This window comes from Paenibacillus phyllosphaerae (assembly GCF_014192105.1).
In the GTDB taxonomy this organism is placed as follows: domain Bacteria; phylum Bacillota; class Bacilli; order Paenibacillales; family Paenibacillaceae; genus Paenibacillus_Z; species Paenibacillus_Z phyllosphaerae.
Genome location: NZ_JACHXK010000008.1, coordinates 120,959 through 141,524 on the forward strand (window position 1 = coordinate 120,959; position 20,566 = coordinate 141,524).

The window sequence follows — 20,566 nt, forward strand, 5'->3', positions numbered from 1 at the left end:
TCACGTTGCCTATTCCTTCAGCCCGCTGAGCGGAATACGAATCTGCACCGACGTCCCGATGCCGAAGCGGCTGTATATCCGAACCCCGTACTCTTCGCCGAAAGCCAGCTTGATACGGGCATCCACATTGCGGATTCCGTAACCCGAGGTGCTCTCGCCGTCCCACTCGGGCTGCAGCAGCGCCAGCTTCTCGGGCCGCATGCCCATGCCGTCGTCAATGACGTGGAGCAGGAGGATATCGCCTTCGATCTGCGCTTTCAGAATAATATTGATGCCGGCTTCGTCGTCCCAGATCGCATGGTTGATCACGTTCTCGATGAACGGCTGCAGCATGAGCTTCACGACCGGATAAGGGAGCGCGGCCTCGTCGATCCGTTCATGGATGTGGAGCAGGCCCTGGAATCGGAGCTGCTGGATCGCGATATAGGATTTCGTCAGACGGAGCTCTTCGCCGAAGCTGATGATCCGCTTGCCTTTGTTCAGCGAGATCCGGTAAAACTTCGCTAGATGCCCGACCATGTCCTGAATTCGCGTATCTTGGCTGCGGGCGGCCAACGCCGAGATGGAGGCGAGCGTGTTGTATAGAAAATGCGGATTGATTTGCGCTTGCAGCATATTCATCTCGGCTTCCTTCTTGGCGATTTCCTTCTTGTAGACCTCGTTAATGAGCGCCTTCATCCGTCCGGACATCTTGGTCATGGCGAACGAAAGCTGACCGAGCTCGTCGTGGGAGTTGTCCGGCAGCTGGATGTCGAAGTCCTCGCGTTCGATTCGCCGCGTCACCTGAAGCAGCTTTTCGATTCGTTTGGTGAACAGTCGAGCCATGATATAGATGAGCCCGATCGCGACGAGCGCTGTGGCCAGTCCGATAACGGCGATGCGGGAGAACGCGCGGTTCACGTTGCTCAGCAAGCTGTCGTAAGAGACGACCGAGACGGTCCGCCAGCCGTTATCGATCGTGTTGTAGACGACATAGACGCGTTCGCCGTTATAGGTCCCGAAGTAGCTTCCGGTCAGCCCATCGGATTGCTCCCCATGCAGCTGCGCGTACAAATTCTCGTTCAGCAGCGATTTGTCTTTGCCGGAGATAATCGTACCGTCGGCAGCCACGACGAACACCGCCTTGCTCACGTTTTCCTTCTCCATCAGCGCATAAATATCGGCCTCCGGAATGTCCAACGTCAGAATTCCGTAGGGGTAATTTAGGCTGTTGTTATCCAACTGTCTAGCCAGCACGATCCGATTGGGCTTACGTTCCTCGGTCCCTTGGGCGACCGCTTCGTTGGTCGGGTTGGTCGCGCGCATGACCGTGAAGGTGACGGAGCCGTAAGCTTTCTCCACCGCCCGGTACCACGCATTCTGCTTCATCTTCTCGTCGGCACGCCTGATGAAGACTTGATCGGCCGGGAGGGTAGGGTTAGTGGAATAGACGACCACGTCCGCAATATCGGAGTTGGTCGCGAGCAGGTTGTTGAAGGTGTTATTGATATAATCATAGGCTTCGAGATAGCCGCTCCCGCTCGAATAATCGTTCGTCAGCATCGTCTGCAGACGGCGATCGAGGTAGAGGGAGGACGATATTTTGGAATACGAGTCGAGCTTCATCTTCAGGTTGGCGCTTACCTGCCCGGTCGTCCCGGCCATCGAGTCGTACATCTGGCGGGTCAGCTCCCTGCGCATCGTCTCGTACGAGTAAGCGCCGAACAGCAGAATCGGACCGAGGGAGACCAAGCCGACGAGCGCGAACAGCTTGTTGCGCAGACGCATATGGCGGAAAGGCTTCGTTAAGATAGCAAAGATGGTGTACAGCACAGCCGATACCCTCCGGATCTTCTAGCAAATTTGCTTGCGGTAGCTGTTCGGCGTAAGGCCGGTCGTCTTCTGGAATATCGAGCAGAAGTAGGATACGTTCTCGTAACCGACGCGGCCGGCGATTTCATGGATCTTGAGCGATTTGTCGGCAAGCAGGAGCGAGGCCTGTTCCATTCGATGCTGGGTGATGACCTCGAGAATGGTCTGACCGGTCTTCTCTTTGAAGATGGTGCGAATGTAGTTCGGCGATAGATAGACTTCCCGGGCGATATCTTCGACGGTGATCGGCTTCTGGTAGGAAGTCTCGATAATCGAGCGAATTTGCCTCACGATATGCTGATGGCGGTCCTTATCTTTCTCCGACAACGCCATGATGAGGCGGTGGCACACATGCCGGACATGCTCTTCAATCTCCGCCATCGACGCGCAATTGTTCATGATTTCCCATTCGCTGTTCATCGCCGGGATCGACAATTCCTTCATCGCGGTGCCAAAATGCTGCAGCACGCCGGATACCAGCCGTACGGCCGCAGTGCGGACAAGATGCCGATGGATGCATCGGTCGCGCAGCTCCCGGAAGAAACGCGCAACTTCGGTCTCGGTCTCTTCGGATTGCTGATGACCGATAAGACGGCATAAGTGAGCACGCGTATCTTCGACCTCGATCTCCTCCGTCACCGGCGTGCGAAGACGGTCCGCTACAAGCAATGAACCAAGACCCCAGTAGAAGGCGTGATCGCTTGCCAGCTGAGCTTCCCGGAACAAGGTATAGGCATTCTCTAGACGCGCACCGGTACTCGACAACCCGATCGTCAGCCGAATCGGAAAATCATCCGCGAGCAGCAGCTGCAGCCGATCCCACATCGCTTCATCTTCTTGATCGGATTGGAATAACGCCGTGAACGTGCCGTGTTCCCAATCGAGGCATCTTCCGTTATAGCCAAGTGCGCGCAGGGATCTCGCCAGCGCGTCGCGCACGCTGCTCTGGATCGGTTCGCTGACCGGTTCGCTTGCTTCGCCCGCCGCTCCGGCATTCCCGCAGTAGCTCACGGTAAGATAGGCAGCCCGATAGGGGCCTTGGAGCGGAAAGGCGCCGCGGTCGAGCTGATGAAGGCCTGCGGCGAGGTGATTGCGGTGCTCCGGCGAATTCTCGGTCAGCAGCAGACGAAGCTGCTTGTCCTTTGCCATCTCCTCCGATTGCGCAATCAGCTTGGCTTCCTCGCATTTGACCTTCACTTTATCCATGAGCAGCGTCAGTTCTTCCATGTCGATCGGCTTCAGCAGGTAGCCGGAAGCTTCGACCGCGAGCGCCGTCTTAATATATTGGAATTCATCGTGTCCGCTCAGGAACACGATCTTCAGATGTTTGTTGAACTGCTTGGCCCGCTTGGCGAATTCCAGGCCGTCCATAATTGGCATGCGGACATCCGTAAGCACGATATCGGGGTTCAGGCGCTGCGTCAGCTCGAGCGCTTCGCGTCCGTTTTTCGCCGTGCCGATCACGCGAATGCCCATGGAAGCCCAGGGCACGCTTTCTGTGAACGCTTCCAATTCAAGTTTCTCGTCATCCACGATTAAGATCGTATACATCCGGGGCAGCCTCCTAACGTTCAGGTTTCTTCAATGTCTTCATTGTAGTAGGTCTACCGCATTTCAACAATCCTTAGCGTCAATCTCCGGCGGTTAGAGCTACGATTCGGCGGATGTTTGCATAGAAGGCGCCGCGAGAGCTCCCCTATAATTAGAGTCAATCAAGCACATTACACACTCACAAGGAGGGGCACCAATGAACACAGCAGCGGCACAAGCGAAGGCCACGCTGCCGGGAAACGGCAAGTCCGCCGGGATCGGCAAGCGGTTACGCCAGCAAAAAATGCTCTGGCTGATGATCCTGCCGGCATTCGTCTGCACGCTATTCTTCTCGTACGGCCCGCTGTTCGGCCTGTATATGGCATTCATTAATTATCAGCCGGGCGGTTCGTTCTTCACGTCGTTCTTCCACAGCGAATTCGTCGGGCTGCAGTGGTTTCGTTACTTCTTCACGAACGGGGACTTCTGGATCATCATGCGCAACACGCTGGCGCAGAGCTTGCTCAGCCTGTTATTCGGCTTCCCGGCGCCGATCATTCTGGCGCTAGCGATCAATGAGGTGCGGAGCGGGGCGTTCAAGAAGCTTTTTCAGACCGTATCGTATCTGCCGCACTTTATCTCGTGGGTAATCGCGGCGAACATCATCATCACGCTGCTGTCCTCGGAAGGTCTGGTCAATAAGATCCTGATGGTGCTGCATCTGACCGATGAGCCGATCGCGTTCTTCCAGAACGGGCATTACTTCTGGTGGATCATCGCTTCGTCCAACACGTGGAAGGATATGGGGTTCAACGCCATCATGTATCTGGCCGCCATCGCCGCGATCAATCCCGAACTGTATGAAGCGGCCAAAGTCGACGGAGCCTCGCGAATGAAGCAAATGCTGTACGTGACGCTGCCCGCGCTGAAGCCGACGATCGTGATCCTGCTCATCCTGGCGGTCGGCGGGGTGCTGAATGCCGGATTCGACCAGCAATATTTGTTACAGAATGACCTGGTGCTTCAATACTCCGACGTTATCGACACCTATACGTACCGGTACGGCTTGCAGAACAGCATGTTCTCGTACGCTTCGGCCGTCGGATTGTTCAAGTCGATCGTGGCATTCGTCCTGGTGCTGACCGTGAATCATATCGCGAAGAAGGTCAATGACCAATCGCTGTTCTAGCAGGCGGCTCGCTTAGAGAAAGGAAGAGGTTTCATGAGAAGCAGAAGCATGGGGGATATCATCTACACCGGCGTCGTTTACGCGTTCTTGATCGCCGTGCTGTTCGCCACCTTCTATCCGTTCTGGAACGTGCTGGTCCTGTCGGTCAACAGCGCTTCCGATACGATTAAAGGCGGGATTTATTTCTGGCCGAGGGAGCTGAGCTTTACGAGCTACCGCGAAATTCTGACAGACGGCGAGATTCTTCATTCGGTCGGCGTCACCGTCGCCAGAACGGCAATAGGCACGCCGCTGACGGTCCTTGTCATCAGCTTGCTGGCTTATCCGCTCAGCAATCGGGAGCTGATGCTCCGCAAGCCGATCACGCTGTATTTTATCTTCACGATGTACTTTAGCGGAGGCTTGATTCCCTACTACATGGTGCTGAAGAACCTGCAATTGATCGATTCGTTCTGGGTCTTCATTCTGCCCGGACTGATGAATGTGTTCTATATGATTCTGATCCGGACGTATATCGAAGGATTGCCGGGAGAGCTGGTCGAATCGGCCAAAATCGACGGCGCGAATGACCTGCATATTTATTTCCGCATCATCCTGCCGTTAACGCTGCCGGTGCTGGCAACCATTGCGCTATTCACGGCGATCGGTCACTGGAATGCCTGGTTCGATTCCTACGTGTTCACTTACAATCCCGATCTGAAGACCTTGCAGGCCGTGCTGGTCAAAATCCTCAATCAATACCAGACCGGCAGCATGGTATCCGACGCCCAGAAGATGGCCGACTCCGCCAAGCGGCTCGCGGTCTCCTCGGATACGATCCGGATGGCCGCCACGATGGTCGCGACGCTGCCGATCGTGCTGGTGTACCCGTTCCTGCAGCGGTATTTTGTCAAAGGGATGACGCTCGGCGCGGTGAAAAGCTAGATCGGTATAGGGCAAGGAACGATCATAACGCAGCAGATCTTGAGAGGGGGAATGCCGCCCAAGCAGGCTAATCGGGCATACGGATCGAACTTAAGGTAAGTAGAGGTTGTGACGCAACGATTACGAACATAGGGGGATACACGCATGACCAAAATACGCGTACTTTCCGTGGCGATGTCGCTCGTGCTCGCCGGCTCGATGCTGGCCGCATGCGGCAATAATACAGGCAATGGCGGGAATAGCGGTAACGCAGACAATACGACGAACAATGCAGCAGATTCGGGCAATGCAGGCGATACGACGAAACCGTCCGAACCGATCACGCTGACGTTCTTCGACCAGAATACAGGCGAGTCGTTCACCAATCCGGTTGCCCAAGAGATCATGAAACGGACCGGCGTGAAAGTCGAGATCCAGCAGCCGACCGGCAATCCGGCGGAGAAGCTGAACCTGATGCTCGCAAGCGGCGATCTGCCGGACATCATCCTCATGAGCCGCGGCGGCGATCTCGTGAACAAATATATTGCAGCCGGCGCAATCATTCCGCTCAACGATCTGCTCGATCAATACGGTCCAGACGTGAAAAGCATGTATGGCGACATCCTGAAGCAAACGCGCCATACGGACGGCAAGAACTATTATCTATCCAACTGGTATGGGCTCGATAACGATCCGGTATTCGGCGTGCAGATGCGCAAAGACGTGCTCAAGGAGCTCGCGCCGGATAAAGCGGAAGGCGGCCAGCCGTTCACGACCGAGGAGTTCGAGGCGCTGCTGAAGAGCTACAAGGAGAAGTATCCGAGCGTAGACGGCAAGGCGTCGATTCCGCTGACGCTCAACGGCGAGAATATGGGCGCGGTGCTCGGCACGTTCAAAGGCATGTGGGGCTTGAAAACGTATTTCGAAGATAACGGCACGCTGAAGTTCGACGTGAAAGATCCGAAGTACCGCGAAATGATTCTCTATATGAATAAGCTCTACCGCGATGGCTTGATCGACAAAGATTGGGCGGTGAGCAAGACGCAGACATGGGAGCAGAAGATCGCCAACGGCATCGTCTTCTCGACGCCTGCAGCCTATTGGGATCTCGGCAATGCCAATGGCGCGCTGAAAAAATCCGGCGGCGACGATAGCCAATTGTATGCCTACAAGGTGGTAGCGCCAGGCGTCGATCCGGCCAAGACGACATACGGCCCGCGCAGCCCGCTCGGCTGGGATGCGATCGCGATCACGAAGAACAACAAGCATCCGGAAGAAACGATGAAATTCATTAACTTCCTGGCAAGCGAAGAAGGCCAATACCTGCTCATGTATGGTATCGAGGGTACGCACTGGGATATGAAAGACGGCAAACACGTCCCTCGCGAAGAGCTGCTGCAGGGGCTGAAGGACGACTGGGCCGCAACGACCAAAACGAACGGCGTCCGCTACTGGACCTGGTTCGTGAAGAACGGCGTCGGCTCCGACGGCACGCCATACGATATCGGCCGTTACAACCGCGGCGAGATCGATCAGATGGCGATCAAGAACCTGCTTGATTCCGTCTGGGATACGTCGCCATACGACAACCTCGGACCGGAAGGCGGCACGCCGGAATCGCTGAACTACCAGAAAATTCAAGATATCATGAAGCAATCGCTGACGAAAATCATCATCTCCGGCAGCGAAGCTGAAGCCAACGCAAGCTTCGACGCGATGCTGGCGTCCATGAAAGCAGCGGGCGACGAGAAAGTGGAAGCCGTGATAACGGATAACTTTAAGAAGCGGCAGGAGTTGTGGAAGTAAGCGTAATGGCTTGCGTGTGTGGTAAAGCACACGCAGCATTGCGCTCAGTAGATATAAAGGGGCACAAGATTTCACGCTTGGCCCCTTTTGTCATTTTGCCAAACAAGATGAGGAGGATCATGGGATGAGCAAAGACGTAGCAACGACAAGCGTGCAGACGACGATCGGCTTGGATGCCGTCACAGCGGATAATGGGATCGTTCGGCTAGCGATCAGCCTTACCGATGGCACCTATGAGCTGGCGTGGCAGAACGGAGACCGGATCACAGGCGCGTCGGGAGCGGTGAAACTGGACAGCGGGCTTCGACATACGACGGACTATGCACAGCATCTGGCAACAGTGGCGCCGACCGACGAAGCTTTAGGACGAGGAGCAACGGTCACGGTCACGCACGAGGCAGCCGGATATCCGACGATGGAGCAGCAATTCACGGTCTACGAGCAGACGCCTTTCGTGACGGTACGGCTTACCGTGCGCGAGCTCAATACAACCGTTCAGACCAACTATATCGCACCGGTATTCGTGACCGCGGACGCAGGCGGATCGTTACAGGCAGCTGCAGACGGCGAAGCTCTGCGCGCGCTCCTTATTCCGTTCGATAATGACAAATGGGTGCGCTACGAGTCCATCGAACTGCCAGGTTCCGTCGAAAGTTACGAAGCGTCGGCGATCTATGACGCTGTAACGAGACGGGGGCTTGTCGTCGGATCGTTAACGCACGATACGTGGAAAACCGGTCTTCGCATTGCAGGCGATACCGCGAGCGCGGCGAATTGGCTGGAGGTGTTCGGCGGTGCGGCCGGCGAATTGACCCGGGACTCGATTACGCATAGCGAGGTAATCGGCGATACGGTGACATCTCCGCTAATCTTCATCGGCTCCTATGACGACTATCGCGAAGGGCTCGAAGCGTTCGGTAAGGCGAATGCGAAGGTCACGCCGGCGCTTGCCTGGGAAGGGGGCGTTCCGTTCGGCTGGAACAGCTGGTCGGCAGCGGCCGATAAGCTCGATTATGACCTGTACGTGAAGACGTCGGACTTCTTGCACGGCATCCGGAACGATTTTCACAATGAGGGCGTTGTGTATATCAACTTCGATTCGTTCTGGACGAGTCTGAGCGAGGAGCAATTGACCGACGCAGTCGCGCATGTGAATGCCAACGGGCAGAAGGCGGGCATCTACTGGACGCCGTTCACGTTCTGGGGGAACAACTTCGATCAAGCCGTCGAAGGGACGGACGGCGCTTACGCGTATCGGGATTTGCTGCTCCGCGACCGGGCAGGCAACGTGCTGCCCAGCTTGGACGGCGGTCTGTCCATCGATCCGACGCATCCGGGCAATCTGCTGCGGACGGAATATCATTTGAGCCGATTCGTCGAATGGGGATTCGAATATGTGAAGCTCGATTTTCTCGGCCATGGCGCCGTGGAAGGGAAGCATTACAATACTTCGATTCAGACGGGGATTCAGGCTTATAATTTCGGAATGGCGGTTATCCGCGATCGGCTTGCTCCGGAGCTCATCGGGCGGCCGTTCCATATCAACCTCTCGATCGCACCGCTGTTCCCTTATCAATACGGACACAGCCGGCGTATCTCCTGCGACGCTTTCGGCTTGATCGCTGACACCGAATATATGCTGAACGCCTTGACTAACGGCTGGTGGATGAATGATGCGCTCTACCGGTTCAATGACCCGGATCATACGGTCCTCTATAAGAGCTTTAATCAAGAATCGACGGCTTATCATGAAGGACGCAGCAGGTTAACGGCCTCGGTCGTTGCCGGAACGGTCATGTTGATGGGCGATGATTTCCGCAATGAAGAAGCTCGGAAGCGGGCGGAAGAATGGCTGTCGAATCAGGACGTCTTGCGCCTTGCGCGTAAGGGGCAGACGTTCGTGCCGGTAGAGGGGAATTCGTCTGCAGGCGCATCCGATCTATTCCTGCTTCGAACGTTAGAAGACGATGCTGTAATCGTCTATCTCGCTGTATTCAACTACGACCGCGAGCGGAAAGCGGAACGGGCGATCGCCCTGGATCGAATCGGATTGTCTCCCAAGACGGAACGCTTTGCCATTCAAGAACTGTGGAGCGGTGAGGCATATAGCGTATCGAGCGGATTCCGCGTTGAACTTGAGCCCATGGAATCCAAGCTGATTCGCATCGCAGAGGAATAGGCCCACGACGGTGTAATGGGCACATAAGAAAATGGGGGAAGATTCTGAAGCCGAACAGGCAACAGGGTCTTCCTTTATTTTTGGCTAGACTCCTGTGCCTGTCTCCGATATAAAGCGGGCGGAGTACCGTTGTGCTCGCTGAACACGCGAGTAAAATAATGGACCGAGCCGAAGCCGGTCACGTCCGCGATCTGTTTCACGGAGAGTTCAGAGTACCGCAGCAGCCTTTCCGCTTCGCGGAGCCGATACGTCTGGACATAATCGGTGAACGACAAGCCAAGCTCCTGCTTGAACAATCGGGCGAGATGGCGCGAGGATAGATAACAATGTTGAGCGAGCTCCTCTAATTGCAGCGATTGTCCGATGTTGTCCTGGATGAATTTCTCGGCGATCGCGATGACCTTCGATCCGGATCGCGGTTTCCTGGACATGGAAGGCGCTTCGTTCCCGAGGAAAGTCCCGGGGAACATGGCGAGCAAAGCATGCGTCAGCCGATCGAAGAGAAACCGCTCCGACTCTGCGGCTTGCATGGCATAGCCGCAGAGCGACAGCCATAGCAGCACCAGCGGGTCGTCTTGCGCATGATGGCGAACGAGCGGCCCTGCTGAGGCCAACCGGGCGAAGCGGTCCTGCCATGCCGGATTGGTGCCGAAGGCATTGATCTCGAAGCCGATCCAGATGAGCGACATCTGCTCGTTGCGGATCTGATGCATAACATGGGGGCGGGAGAGGAAGAGAGTCCCAGGCGCCAAAGGGAAGACATGCGAATCTTCGATATATTCGCCGCTCCCGTCCAGCACATAACAGGCCTCGAAGAACGAGTGCAGGTGCGCGTTATTCGTCCGGTGACGCTTGGCGGCTCCCCAATAATGGACGAGGAAGGCCAGCTGATCGTCAGCCGGTTTGTGCACGGCATCTTGCAGAATCGTAATGGATTGCTCGATCGTTTCATTTTCCACGGTAGGCACCTCGCAGGAAATAATGTCCGAATGTGACAAAAGGTTGGTCGTACGGTGAAAAGACGCCAAGCGCCATGAATCGTATGATAAGACTTAAGGAAGAACTTATTGCCAAGAAGGAGAGATATAGATGATTTCATCACAAGAAGCCGAATTTTACAAGGAAAACGGTTATTTGCTCGTCCGAGGCGTCTTCAGTCCCGATGAAGTGGAGCAAATGCGCCATGCCGTTGAACGCACGATCCAGAAAGCGGCTGCCGCCAAATTCGATGACAATCATGCGTGGCAAGGCGACTTCATACCGGCCGATGAGCTGAAGAAGTTGGTGTTGAAAGGCTTCCATGACCTTCAGTTTCATGATGCGAGTTTTACGCGGGCCGTCGCCCATCCGAACATGGTGGCCGTGCTTAAACAGCTGATCGGACCGAACGTGCAGCTCCATCATACCAAGATGCTCGTGAAACCGCCGGAGAAGGGCGCCGCATTCCCGATGCACCAGGATTATCCGTATTTCCCCCATGCGAATCATTCCATGCTCGCAGCCAGCGTTCACCTGGACAATGCCGATGAAGAGAACGGCTGCTTGCGCGTCATACCCGGCTCGCATAAGGAAGGACCGCTGCCGCATGTCGGACGTCATTACTTGAATCACAAGGAGTATCCGATCGATCTCGGAACTGCGCAGCCTGCCCAAGCCGGCGACGTACTCTTCTTCAATTATTTGACGATTCACGGTTCCGACGTGAACCGCAGCACCCGTCCGCGCCGCAATGTGCTGTTCCAATACCGGGATCCCGCGGATCCGCCGACTGCGGAGACGCATTACGACTGGGGCATGGGCATGATGGTGTCCGGCGAAGATCCGGCCTATCGCCGATATGAAGTGAGTGTCGCGATCAAATAACGACGGATGGAACTGCAACCGCTTACTGATCTATCCGCTATCCTAAAAAAATGGATTACCCCCAACGCCGATCTGGCGATGGGGGTATTTGTATTGTAATCGCGAAATTAGCGGGAGCTGGCGACAATTGCGCTTACGGGCTGCAACAGGGCGATGAACAGTCCGCCGACAACCGACCGGTTCTGGAAGCCGATCTGCTTGCCCGTGACCGTATCGTACCAATCGGTAAACGGCACGCGGCTCTCCGTCTCGTGCTGCGCCAGCCAGAGCGGCGCGATGAGCGTCTCGAATTCCGCCTGCGACTTGGCCAGCGTGGCGCTCCATACGAGCCAGTCGGACTTCGTATAGGAGTTGCGGCTGTCTAGCGGCGTGCCGTACACATTTTGCCGGGCGATGTAGTGCGCGACTTCCGCTTCCGCGATCTCGCATGGGAACAGCTTAAGGTCGAGAAGGCGATCCCATACCAAATTATATTTCAAGCTCCATGATTCTGGCGAGCTGTCGAAAGTGAGCTTGTAATGATCGCCGGCCTTAGCCATCACGACCCACTGCTCAGCCATCTGCTTCGCCGCTTGACGGTAGGTATCGGCTTCTTGTTCGCCAATCATGTCGCACAGCAGAGCGTAAGCGCCGATGCCTGCAATGGCCTTGATCGACAGATTCGCATTATGCGCCAGATGCCCGGCAAAATCATCCGTGCACAGCTGATTATCCGGATCGAGGCCATGTGCGCTCAGATACCCGGCCCACTTGGTCAGCAGATCCCAATGCTCACGGGCAAAATCCCCGTTCCGTTCATACGCGCAGACGGCCGCGGCCATGAGCAGCATATTGCCGCATTCTTCGATCGGCATCTGGAATTCGAGCTTGTTCTCGCCGTATACTTGCCCGTTCGCCTTCGGATAACAGCCGACATCGTGAGGCGCGAAGTCGAAGGTCCAATCCTCAGAGGCGGCATACCGGAAGATCGGCCTCATCATACCTTTGACCAGCTCCGGATTGTAGAGCAGGAACAGCGGAATCGACGGATAGCTGACGTCGACCGTAGCGATACAGCCGTTGCTGAAGTTTTCTTTGGAGAAAAAGAGGACGCTGCCGTCCCGGTCGCTCACGAGCTTGTGAGCAGCGATGGCCTGCCGATAAGCGAGCGATAGGAGATCGGCGTATTTGGCGCCCCCGGCTTGCTGGCTATCTTGCTTGAGCCTGCGGTTGAACGCTTCGCATCTAGCTTGAATCGCGTCATAGTCGCGCATGGCCGATACAAGCATATCCTCGAACGACTGACCGCTCCTGCGCCAGTAAGCCTGAAGCGGCGCGCCGAAATATTCGATCGACAGAATGTCGTCATAAGCGGCAGCCACGTAGGCGGAGCTAGGCTGCGACTCCACGACGCCAAGATCAATTGCCGTCGCCATGACCGGCCAATTGTCGGAGATGGAACGGGATATGCCGGTTTCTTCGTGCTCCGGCAAGCTGCCTTGCTGCGCAAAATGCTGCCTCATCGCGCTTGCGCCAATCGCGGTCTCGACTTGCTCCGATTGCCGAACAGCCAGATAGGCGTAACCCCAATCGATTCGGGTATCATCGCCGACGCGTGCCAGAATCGGCTGATCCTCCGTGCCCATGCTCAGCGCGGCGATCGTATCGCCGATCAGCTTGCGCGACCAGCTTACCGCCTGATCGGCGGCGTGAACGCAAGCTTCGCCGGATAGATCCAGATACAGCTTCACCCGATGCGGGGCGCCGTCAGTCGAGCGCCCGCGGAATGAAATGTATGTAACGGGGCGTGAGAGCAGCTCCAGATCGTCGAGCAGCAGCGGCGTCGTGAATTGAACGTCAAGCGCAATGCCACCGGCCGTGAACGTATAGGTGGTGGTAAGCGGATCGACGTTCAAGCTAGTCTGCTCCATAGCCGGCGTTGCTTCTAGTTCCGGCAGATCCGTATCGGCTAGGCCGATTCCTCCCATGAATCGATAGGCTTGGTCGTCAATGCGGATCAACCCGCACATGCTGTTGCGTTTGCCCGTCCAATGAACGGTGTGGGCATCGGTTAATCGGTCGGCCGGCGACCAAATGCTGAAGTACGGATCGACGGTAATAAGCGGCACGGAGGCCGGACGGAATGCGGTAGACAACGACAATCTCTCCTTTGAGCTGCAAAATAACCCCTGAAAAGCAGAAAGTAGCGCAGGTATCTTGCTTAACTGAGGACGATGCGAATCAGGCCAAACAATCGGAGAGGGTCTAAGCCCCGTCCGATTGTCGCCATTATGAATTTTGATCGATTTTGACTTCGATTACTTCGCCTGAAGTCCGTTCGCTTCACGGACGAGCGCAAAGTATTGATCAGCCAGCACGGCCTCGAATTCCGGTCCGAGCGATTCCTGCAGCCCGGCCACATCGGAAGGCGTCATGCTCCAAGCGAGCAAACCGAGCGAGACGAAGAGCGGCGACTTGCCGTCCCAGTTTTCTTTGGCACGATCGAGAATGGCCTTGCCGTCCTGCGCGGTGCTGATGCCCTGAATGGTAGATACAGGGAGGTTGCCGTTCAGCACTTCGATGCCGTAACGGTCTTCCCAGCTGAGGAATACGCCAGGCGCCCGGTATTCTTCCGCATACGCCTTGGCCTTGGCTTCGCTAAGCGGTACGTTCTGGCCGTCGATCCGGTTCAGCACATACGGGATCGTCATCCCGGTTTTCTTCAGATAGCTGTACGTCTGCTTCAGGTAAGGCGCGAACGTGCTGTCCGGCCAAGCATTGGCATAGAAGTAACCGGCGCCGGAAGGACCGGAGATCAGCAAATCGTTCTCTGTCGCGGTATTGAGGTAGTGGTTCAGGATTGCCGGCGCGCCATCGTACAGGAGCGGGCTCGACGTCCAGTTCAGCGGCACTTGTCCGCGGCTCGGATCATCCCACAGAACACGCATCCGGTGCTGATTGTATTGGAAGTTGTCGCCTTCGCTGAACGTATAAGTGACATAGATTTTGTTCTCGAGCTTCGGCGTCTTGGCTGGCTTCGGCGGGTTCGCGGCAGGCGTCTTCGCGGAGAAGACGGTCAAGTTGCTGAACCAGTCCGCCGCCAGTACATAGACGCTGTGGCGGGAGGTGATTTCAACGGAATTGAATTCGCCCTCCACGTCGTTGCTGAACCAGCCTAAGTAAGGCGTGCCAGGCTCGACGTCGGAGAGGATCTTCTCGAACAGTTCGCGCTGTTCAGGTACGTTCGAATCCAGCCAGAACACCATCGCTTTATTCGCGACGGCGTAATCGCGGAGATAGCCGTACGGTTCCTTGTGTTCCGAAGACAGAGGCTGAACGTTCCCGGCCGATACCTTGTATTGGTTCCACATATCGACGGAGGCGGTCAGCTGCTTCGTGCCGGCAGGCGGAGTGAAGCGGTATACGAAGTAACGGCCATTATCGGCAAAACGATGTCCGCCGTTGCCGGAAGAAACTTGGGAGTTCTGGCGGTCATACAGGAATTGCTCTTCCTCCGGCGTGCCCGGGATGAACTGAGCGATCGTCTCCCCGTCGGCTTGGACCGTCACTTCATGGACGGCAGTGCCCCAGCCGTCTTGCGTGAACGCATCGTCGAACCGGAGATAGACGTCCGACTGGCCCAGGAACGAAGTCAGGTCCAGATCGTACACGTCGCGGTTCTTGCCGTCGCGCTCTTGCGTCGTGTCCTCGGCGATTGTCTTGAACGAAGCCGGCATACCGCCCGGAATGCGAATGGACGTGTCCGGACTTAATCCGACGAGCATCCGGTGCGAGGTCTGATCCCACAGGTTCTCGAACTGCCATGTGTACGCATCCATACGGTCTTTGAACTTGCCCTGCAAATCTTCCAGCACATTCAGATTGTAAGGCGATCCGGTCAGCTTGGCTGCGAGCGCTGGACTGGCCACGACGGCATCCTTCAACCCGGCAAGCGTCGTCGCGACATTGATCGAGTCGGGGACGTTCGGATCGTAGACGATGATGCCTTTAATCTCCTTGCTGAACATGTTGAAGATGTCCCAGTAGTTATCGCGTACCTTATAAGTAACGTCGAGGTCGTTAAGCCACGTGAACTTGCCTTCTTCCTTGCTCTCGAGCAAGTACACGCGAGGCTCTTGGCGATTCACGATCCCTTGCAGCGTGGCCATCAAGATTTTCTCGTCGCCCGGCGCATCGTAGATGTCCGCGACTTCTAGCCGCTTGGCTTTGGCGAAGGTAGGGAGTGCCTGATCCTTCGGCCAAGAGATGGAACTTGTTGGCTTACCGGATCCTTGAACGGCGGTTGATTCTGCTGTTGCGCCGGACGTGAAGGATAGCGTACATACGATTGCCAGACTGACGGCCGTGAGCTTTCGAATCACGATTGAACACCTCATCTTATCGTGGTATGGTGGAACTTGGTCTAGCAGAACAGCTGACTAACCCTCGCAATCCCACCTCCTTCATGTCTGTTACCGTTAGGAATCGAAGATGATCTCCTCACAAGTCATATTAAATATATATTACATAGATAATTCAAGTGTTTCGACAAAACTTTTCACAAAATATGCTGTTTGACCTTCTTTTTAGACCGAGTAAACTGGGAGTTATGGGTGTGTGTGATACGCATCGCAGCTCGAAATTGCGGCTTATTACCTGTTTCCGAGTCTGTGGAACAACTGTTGCATAACTGGAGCGGGGAATATATTATATATATAAATATCTGACAGAAGATTGGTGATGGGAATGAATACGAACGATCGAGTTCCGCTCTATCAGAAGATCCAGGATTATATCCGCGAGTTGATCGATTCCGCCGGTCTGAAGGAAGGCGAGCGCATCCCGACGGAGAAAGAATTGATGGAACGTTTCAATGTAAGCAAAATCACCGTCGTTAACGCGCTGACCGGACTTGCGAACGAGAAGATTATTACCCGCGTGCCGGGCAGAGGCAGCTTCGTCAGTGACAGAAAGACGGCAGAAGCCGCGGAATACGCGGGTTCGACGGCTTCCGCCGCAGCTCCTGCGCAAGTATCGGCTTTGGGGGGCTCGGCTTTGCCATTTGCCGGTGATCGGACTGTGCGCACAGGCATTATCGGTCTTGTCATGCCTTCCATCTACGATTTCTTCGCGATCCGCTTATTGGACGGCATTCGCAATGCGGCGGAGGATAAGGGCTACCGCATTATGATTCTGTTCTCGGACGGCGATCTGGCGAAGGAGAAGGATGCGATTAAGACGTTGAAAGCCGTTGGGGTGGAAGGGCTGCTCATCTTCCCGGTCGATGAGGAGCAGTACAACGAAGAGATATTGACGATGAAGTTCACGGGCTTCCCGTTCGTGCTGATCGACCGTTATTTGCCCGGCGTGGAGACGCATTATATTGCGGCTGACGGGCGGATCGGCACGAGCCTTGCCGTGGATCATCTATGGGAACTCGGTCATCGGGAAATCGCGATCTGTTCGGATTCGCCGCTTCAGACCGTTACCGTGCAAGAGCGGATCGAAGGGTATATGAATGCGCTGAAGAACAAAGGCGCGCTAATCAATCCTGCCCACATGATTACGGATTTCACGGTCGAGAGCGTCAATCTTCAGGACGTGAAGTCGCATCCGCTGTACCGGTATATCGCCAATAAGATGGCGACGGCTTATATCACGCTGAACGGACGCCTCGCCGTGCAGATCTACCAGATGGCGAAGCATGCCGGACTTACGGTACCGGGCGATCTGTCCATCGTCAGCTTCGATGACCCGACTTCGATCGTCGACGAGTTCAGCTCGTTCACCCACATCAAGCAATTCGAGTATGAGATGGGTTTCCAGGCCGCGGAGAAGCTGATCGAAGTCATTCAGGGCGGCGGCACAACAACCGGCAAGTATACCAAGACGCTGATCGAGCCTGAGCTCGCGGTACGTCAAACTTCGGGACCGCCTAATTGAAGCTAACGATTGGAACGCAAACCAATGAGCTTTTAGCTCAATGCTGCATGCCAAGTCTCACGACTTGGTACGCAAACCAATGAGCTTAACACCTCCAGTTTCCCCACTTGGGAGCTGGAGGTTTTTTTTTTTTTTTTGTGTGCGCAAAAAAAGCTATTGGGAAATTTTTAAAATCATATTGAATATATATAATATTTATATTATATTCGTGTTGAGCCACCAGCGAAAAGGAGACGGGGAACCAATGCCATATGAAATCATTAAGCCCGAGCAATTGCGCGCCATGCTGGACCAGCTCCAGTCGCATATCTATCAGCCGGTCGCTCCGTTAAACGTTACGGCTTGGGTGACGGCGGAGCCGGTATCCTATGAAGCGCGTGCGACAGGGCGCAGATTAGAGCTTGTCCCCGGAGAGCGGTGGGGCGAATTATGGGATTGCGCATGGTTTCACTTCAGCGGCGCCGTGCCGCCTTCCGCCGTGGGCGAGAAGGTCGTGCTGCTCATAGACGTGAACGGCGAGGTATGCCTCGTCGATGAAGAAGGTACGCCGGTGCAAGGCCTGACGAATATTAACTCCGAATTCGACTATTCGCTCGGCAAGCCGGGTAAGCGGGTCGTTCCCCTCAGCGATTCGGCAGACGGAACCGAGAAGATCGATCTGTGGGGCGATGCCGGCTGTAACGATCTGTTCGGCCGCTATCGGAGCGGGACGTTGAAGGAAGCGGTCGTCGCGATTTGCCGGGAAGAGGTGCGGCAGCTGTATTACGATGCCGAAGTGCTGCTCGAGACGGCGGAACATCTACCGGCCGGTTCGGCACGCCGGTCGCGTATATTCAAATCGTTGTATGACGTATCGCTACTGCTGACCGACTTGGCTGAAGAGCGCGTCGCAACGGCTCGCGGAATCCTGCAGGAACAGCTCGCCAAGCGAGGCGGCGACCCGGTGGTGACGATCAGCGCAATCGGGCACGCGCATATCGATCTGGCCTGGCTGTGGCCGATCCGCGAGACGATCCGCAAAGGGGCGCGAACCTTCTCGACCGCGCTGCACATGTTGGAGCGTTATCCGGACTATGTCTTCGGCGCGAGCCAGCCCCAACTTTACGAGTGGATGAAGCAGCATTATCCGAGACTGTACGAACGCGTCAAGGCCAAAGTTCAGGAAGGCCGCTGGGAGCCGCAGGGCGCCATGTGGGTCGAGTCGGATACGAACGTGCCCGGAGGCGAATCGCTCGTGCGTCAAATTCTGTACGGCAAGCGCTACTTCATGCAGGAGTTCGGCATGGAGATGAAGTCGCTGTGGATGCCGGACGTGTTCGGCTATACGGCGAGCCTGCCGCAAATTCTGAAGAAAGCCGGAGTCGATTACATGATGACGCAAAAGCTCTCATGGAGCGTCTACAACCGGCACCCGCATCACACCTTTATGTGGGAAGGCATCGACGGCTCCCAGGTGTTGACCCATATGCCGCCTGAAGATACGTATAACAGTCCGGCCGCTCCGCGATCGATCGCGAAGGCGGAGAACGGCTATCTCGATAGTTCCGTATCGGATCGCGCGCTCATGTTGTTCGGGATCGGCGATGGCGGGGGAGGCCCGGGCGAGGAGCATCTGGAACGGCTTGCGCGGGAAAAGAATTTGCTCGGCTTAAGCCCCGTCGAGCAGGAGCCGTCGGCTCGATTCTTCGAGCGGCTTGCGGAAGGGCATGGACGTTACCAAGTCTGGCGCGGAGAGCTCTATCTCGAGAAGCATCAAGGGACGTTGACGAGCCAAGCCCGGAACAAGCGCTATAACCGGAAGCTGGAGAAAGCGCTGCGCGAGCTAGAATTCGCTGCCGCCCTGGCGCAACTGACCTCAGGTCTGCCCTATCCGGCCGAAGCGCTCGAGCAGATATGGAAGGAAGTGCTGTTGTACCAATTCCATGACATCCTGCCCGGTTCGTCGATTAAGCGAGTGTACGACGAATCGTTGGAACGCTATGCGCTGCTGGAAGAGAAGGTCGAGAAGCTTGTCGCTTCCTCGTACGAGGCGGCATCCGTCGGCATGGAAAGCGCTGTCGTATTCAACTCTTTGCCATGGGAACGGGTGGAGTGGCTGAACCGGGAAGGAAGTTGGCATCTTGCGCGTGTACCGGCAATGGGCTATGCGAAGCTGCCTGGACCGGCGGAATCCATCCCGGAAGTGGAAGTATCTGAAGAAGGACGAAGGATCGAGAACGAGCTGCTTGTCCTCGTTTTCAACGATGACGGCGAGATCGTCTCGATGGTCGACAAAGAGCAGGGGCGAGAACTTGTGAAGCCGGGATATACGCTGAATCGGCTGCGCGTGTACGCGGACAGCGGGGATGCATGGGATTTCCGCCAGGACTACCGCCTGACCGGTGCCAAACGGCTGGCGCTGCGCCATATCGAGGCTTTCGCGGACGGTCCGACCGCAGGTTTCGTCATGACTTATGCCTTTGGTCAATCCGAGCTGGTTCAGCGTGTTACGATAATGTCGGGCAGCCGGCGGGTCGATTTTGCCACAGAAGTCGATTGGAAGGAAACCGGCCAGATGCTGCGGACTTCTTTTCCCTTGCAGATCCGCGCCGACAGCGTGAGCTGCGATATTCAGTTCGGTTATCTGAAGCGGCCGACGCATCGCAATACGATGTGGGATTACGCGAAGGACGAAATCTGCGCCCATCATTATGCCGACTTGTCAGAACCGGATTATGGCGTCGCCCTGCTCAATGATTGCAAATACGGCCACCGTGCCGAGGATGGCGAGCTCGATCTGAACTTGCTGCGCAGTCCGTCCTATCCCGATCCGGAAGCAGACCGGGCAATGCATACCTTCACGTATTCGCTGTTTCCGCATCCAGGGGATCATGTCGAGGCGCAAGTGAACCGACGCGGCTATGAGCTGAATATTCCGCTTCGAATTGCAGTGGCGCAGGCGTTACCTGTTCAAGTTGGAGAAGGCGCGAATTCGACGGCACAGCCTAGACAGGCGGCGGAGTTGGCGGCATCGGCAGCGCCGGAAGGACTTACCGTCGCGTGTGATTCATTCCTGCTACCAAGCCATCCGCATGTCATGATCGAAGCGGTGAAGCGTGCCGAGGACGGCGATGCGCTTATCGTCCGGCTCTATGAGACGGCAGGCACGAGACTGACGACGAAGCTGCAGGCCGGGTTTACCTATGCAAGCGCGTGGCTGACCGATTTGATGGAAGAGAAGCTGGAGATTCTGCAGGTCGAAGAGGATGGGACGGTTGCGTTCGCGATGGACCCGTTCGAGATCGTTACCGTGAGATTGGAGAAGCCTGCGCTTCACCGTTAAT

The 20,566-nt window shown here is 55.9% G+C and carries 12 protein-coding genes; 7 read left to right on the forward strand and 5 right to left on the reverse strand.

Annotated features, from left to right (window positions below):
* Positions 1-9: 9 nt before the first annotated feature.
* Together FHS18_RS18260 and FHS18_RS18265 are read right to left on the reverse strand one after the other, a co-directional pair.
* Positions 10-1,812 carry a histidine kinase gene (locus tag FHS18_RS18260; RefSeq protein WP_183601533.1) on the reverse strand — a complete coding sequence of 601 codons (1,803 nt, stop codon included), beginning with the start codon at positions 1,810-1,812 and terminating at the stop codon, positions 10-12.
* Between the two features lie 21 nt (positions 1,813-1,833).
* Positions 1,834-3,402 (reverse strand): response regulator, encoded by a 1,569-nt coding sequence (locus FHS18_RS18265; protein ID WP_183601534.1) that lies wholly within the window; start codon positions 3,400-3,402, stop codon positions 1,834-1,836.
* Between the two features lie 196 nt (positions 3,403-3,598).
* Here FHS18_RS18265 and FHS18_RS18270 point away from each other — a divergent pair, with 196 nt between their 5' ends.
* The 4 genes from FHS18_RS18270 to FHS18_RS18285 all read left to right on the forward strand — a co-directional run bounded on the left by FHS18_RS18270 (position 3,599) and on the right by FHS18_RS18285 (position 9,458).
* Positions 3,599-4,570 carry an ABC transporter permease gene (locus FHS18_RS18270; protein WP_183601535.1) on the forward strand — a complete coding sequence of 324 codons (972 nt, stop codon included), beginning with the start codon at positions 3,599-3,601 and terminating at the stop codon, positions 4,568-4,570.
* Between the two features lie 33 nt (positions 4,571-4,603).
* The gene (locus FHS18_RS18275; RefSeq protein WP_183601536.1) at positions 4,604-5,494 is read left to right on the forward strand and encodes a carbohydrate ABC transporter permease; all 891 of its coding nucleotides are present in this window, start codon (positions 4,604-4,606) and stop codon (positions 5,492-5,494) included.
* Between the two features lie 144 nt (positions 5,495-5,638).
* Positions 5,639-7,279, forward strand: coding sequence for an extracellular solute-binding protein (locus tag FHS18_RS18280; RefSeq protein WP_221401378.1), 1,641 nt, complete (start codon positions 5,639-5,641; stop codon positions 7,277-7,279).
* 124 nt (positions 7,280-7,403) lie between these two features.
* Complete coding sequence (locus FHS18_RS18285) at positions 7,404-9,458, forward strand: alpha-amylase family protein (protein WP_183601537.1); 2,055 nt, start codon at positions 7,404-7,406, stop codon at positions 9,456-9,458.
* A gap of 74 nt (positions 9,459-9,532) precedes the next feature.
* On the opposite strand, the gene FHS18_RS18290 is transcribed toward FHS18_RS18285, so the two are convergent.
* A complete protein-coding gene (locus FHS18_RS18290) occupies positions 9,533-10,417 on the reverse strand; it encodes a helix-turn-helix domain-containing protein (protein ID WP_183601538.1) in 885 nt (294 codons plus the stop codon).
* A 130-nt stretch (positions 10,418-10,547) separates the two neighbouring features.
* Between FHS18_RS18290 and FHS18_RS18295 the strand changes: the two genes are divergently transcribed.
* On the forward strand, positions 10,548-11,321 hold the full coding sequence (locus tag FHS18_RS18295; RefSeq protein WP_183601539.1) for a phytanoyl-CoA dioxygenase family protein: 774 nt from the start codon (positions 10,548-10,550) through the stop codon (positions 11,319-11,321).
* 107 nt (positions 11,322-11,428) lie between these two features.
* Here FHS18_RS18295 and FHS18_RS18300 read toward each other — a convergent pair whose 3' ends face one another.
* Both FHS18_RS18300 and FHS18_RS18305 read right to left on the reverse strand, forming a co-directional pair.
* Entirely contained in the window at positions 11,429-13,456 is a 2,028-nt protein-coding gene (locus FHS18_RS18300) for a glutaminase family protein (RefSeq protein ID WP_183601540.1), read from the reverse strand.
* A gap of 162 nt (positions 13,457-13,618) precedes the next feature.
* Entirely contained in the window at positions 13,619-15,682 is a 2,064-nt protein-coding gene (locus tag FHS18_RS18305) for a GxGYxYP domain-containing protein (RefSeq protein ID WP_183601541.1), read from the reverse strand.
* A 364-nt stretch (positions 15,683-16,046) separates the two neighbouring features.
* Between FHS18_RS18305 and FHS18_RS18310 the strand changes: the two genes are divergently transcribed.
* Entirely contained in the window at positions 16,047-17,243 is a 1,197-nt protein-coding gene (locus FHS18_RS18310) for a GntR family transcriptional regulator (RefSeq protein WP_183601542.1), read from the forward strand.
* A gap of 244 nt (positions 17,244-17,487) precedes the next feature.
* The gene (locus tag FHS18_RS18315; protein WP_183601543.1) at positions 17,488-20,565 is read left to right on the forward strand and encodes an alpha-mannosidase; all 3,078 of its coding nucleotides are present in this window, start codon (positions 17,488-17,490) and stop codon (positions 20,563-20,565) included.
* The last annotated feature ends 1 nt before the right edge of the window (position 20,566 follow it).

Coding starts and splice junctions, on each gene's coding strand:
- FHS18_RS18295 (WP_183601539.1), top strand. CDS start 10,548: ATGATTTCATCACAAGAAGCCGAATTTTACAAGGAAAACGGTTATTTG.
- FHS18_RS18315 (WP_183601543.1), top strand. CDS start 17,488: ATGCCATATGAAATCATTAAGCCCGAGCAATTGCGCGCCATGCTGGAC.
- FHS18_RS18310 (WP_183601542.1), top strand. CDS start 16,047: ATGAATACGAACGATCGAGTTCCGCTCTATCAGAAGATCCAGGATTAT.
- FHS18_RS18280 (WP_221401378.1), top strand. CDS start 5,639: ATGACCAAAATACGCGTACTTTCCGTGGCGATGTCGCTCGTGCTCGCC.
- FHS18_RS18275 (WP_183601536.1), top strand. CDS start 4,604: ATGAGAAGCAGAAGCATGGGGGATATCATCTACACCGGCGTCGTTTAC.
- FHS18_RS18270 (WP_183601535.1), top strand. CDS start 3,599: ATGAACACAGCAGCGGCACAAGCGAAGGCCACGCTGCCGGGAAACGGC.
- FHS18_RS18285 (WP_183601537.1), top strand. CDS start 7,404: ATGAGCAAAGACGTAGCAACGACAAGCGTGCAGACGACGATCGGCTTG.
- FHS18_RS18265 (WP_183601534.1), bottom strand. CDS start 3,402: ATGTATACGATCTTAATCGTGGATGACGAGAAACTTGAATTGGAAGCG.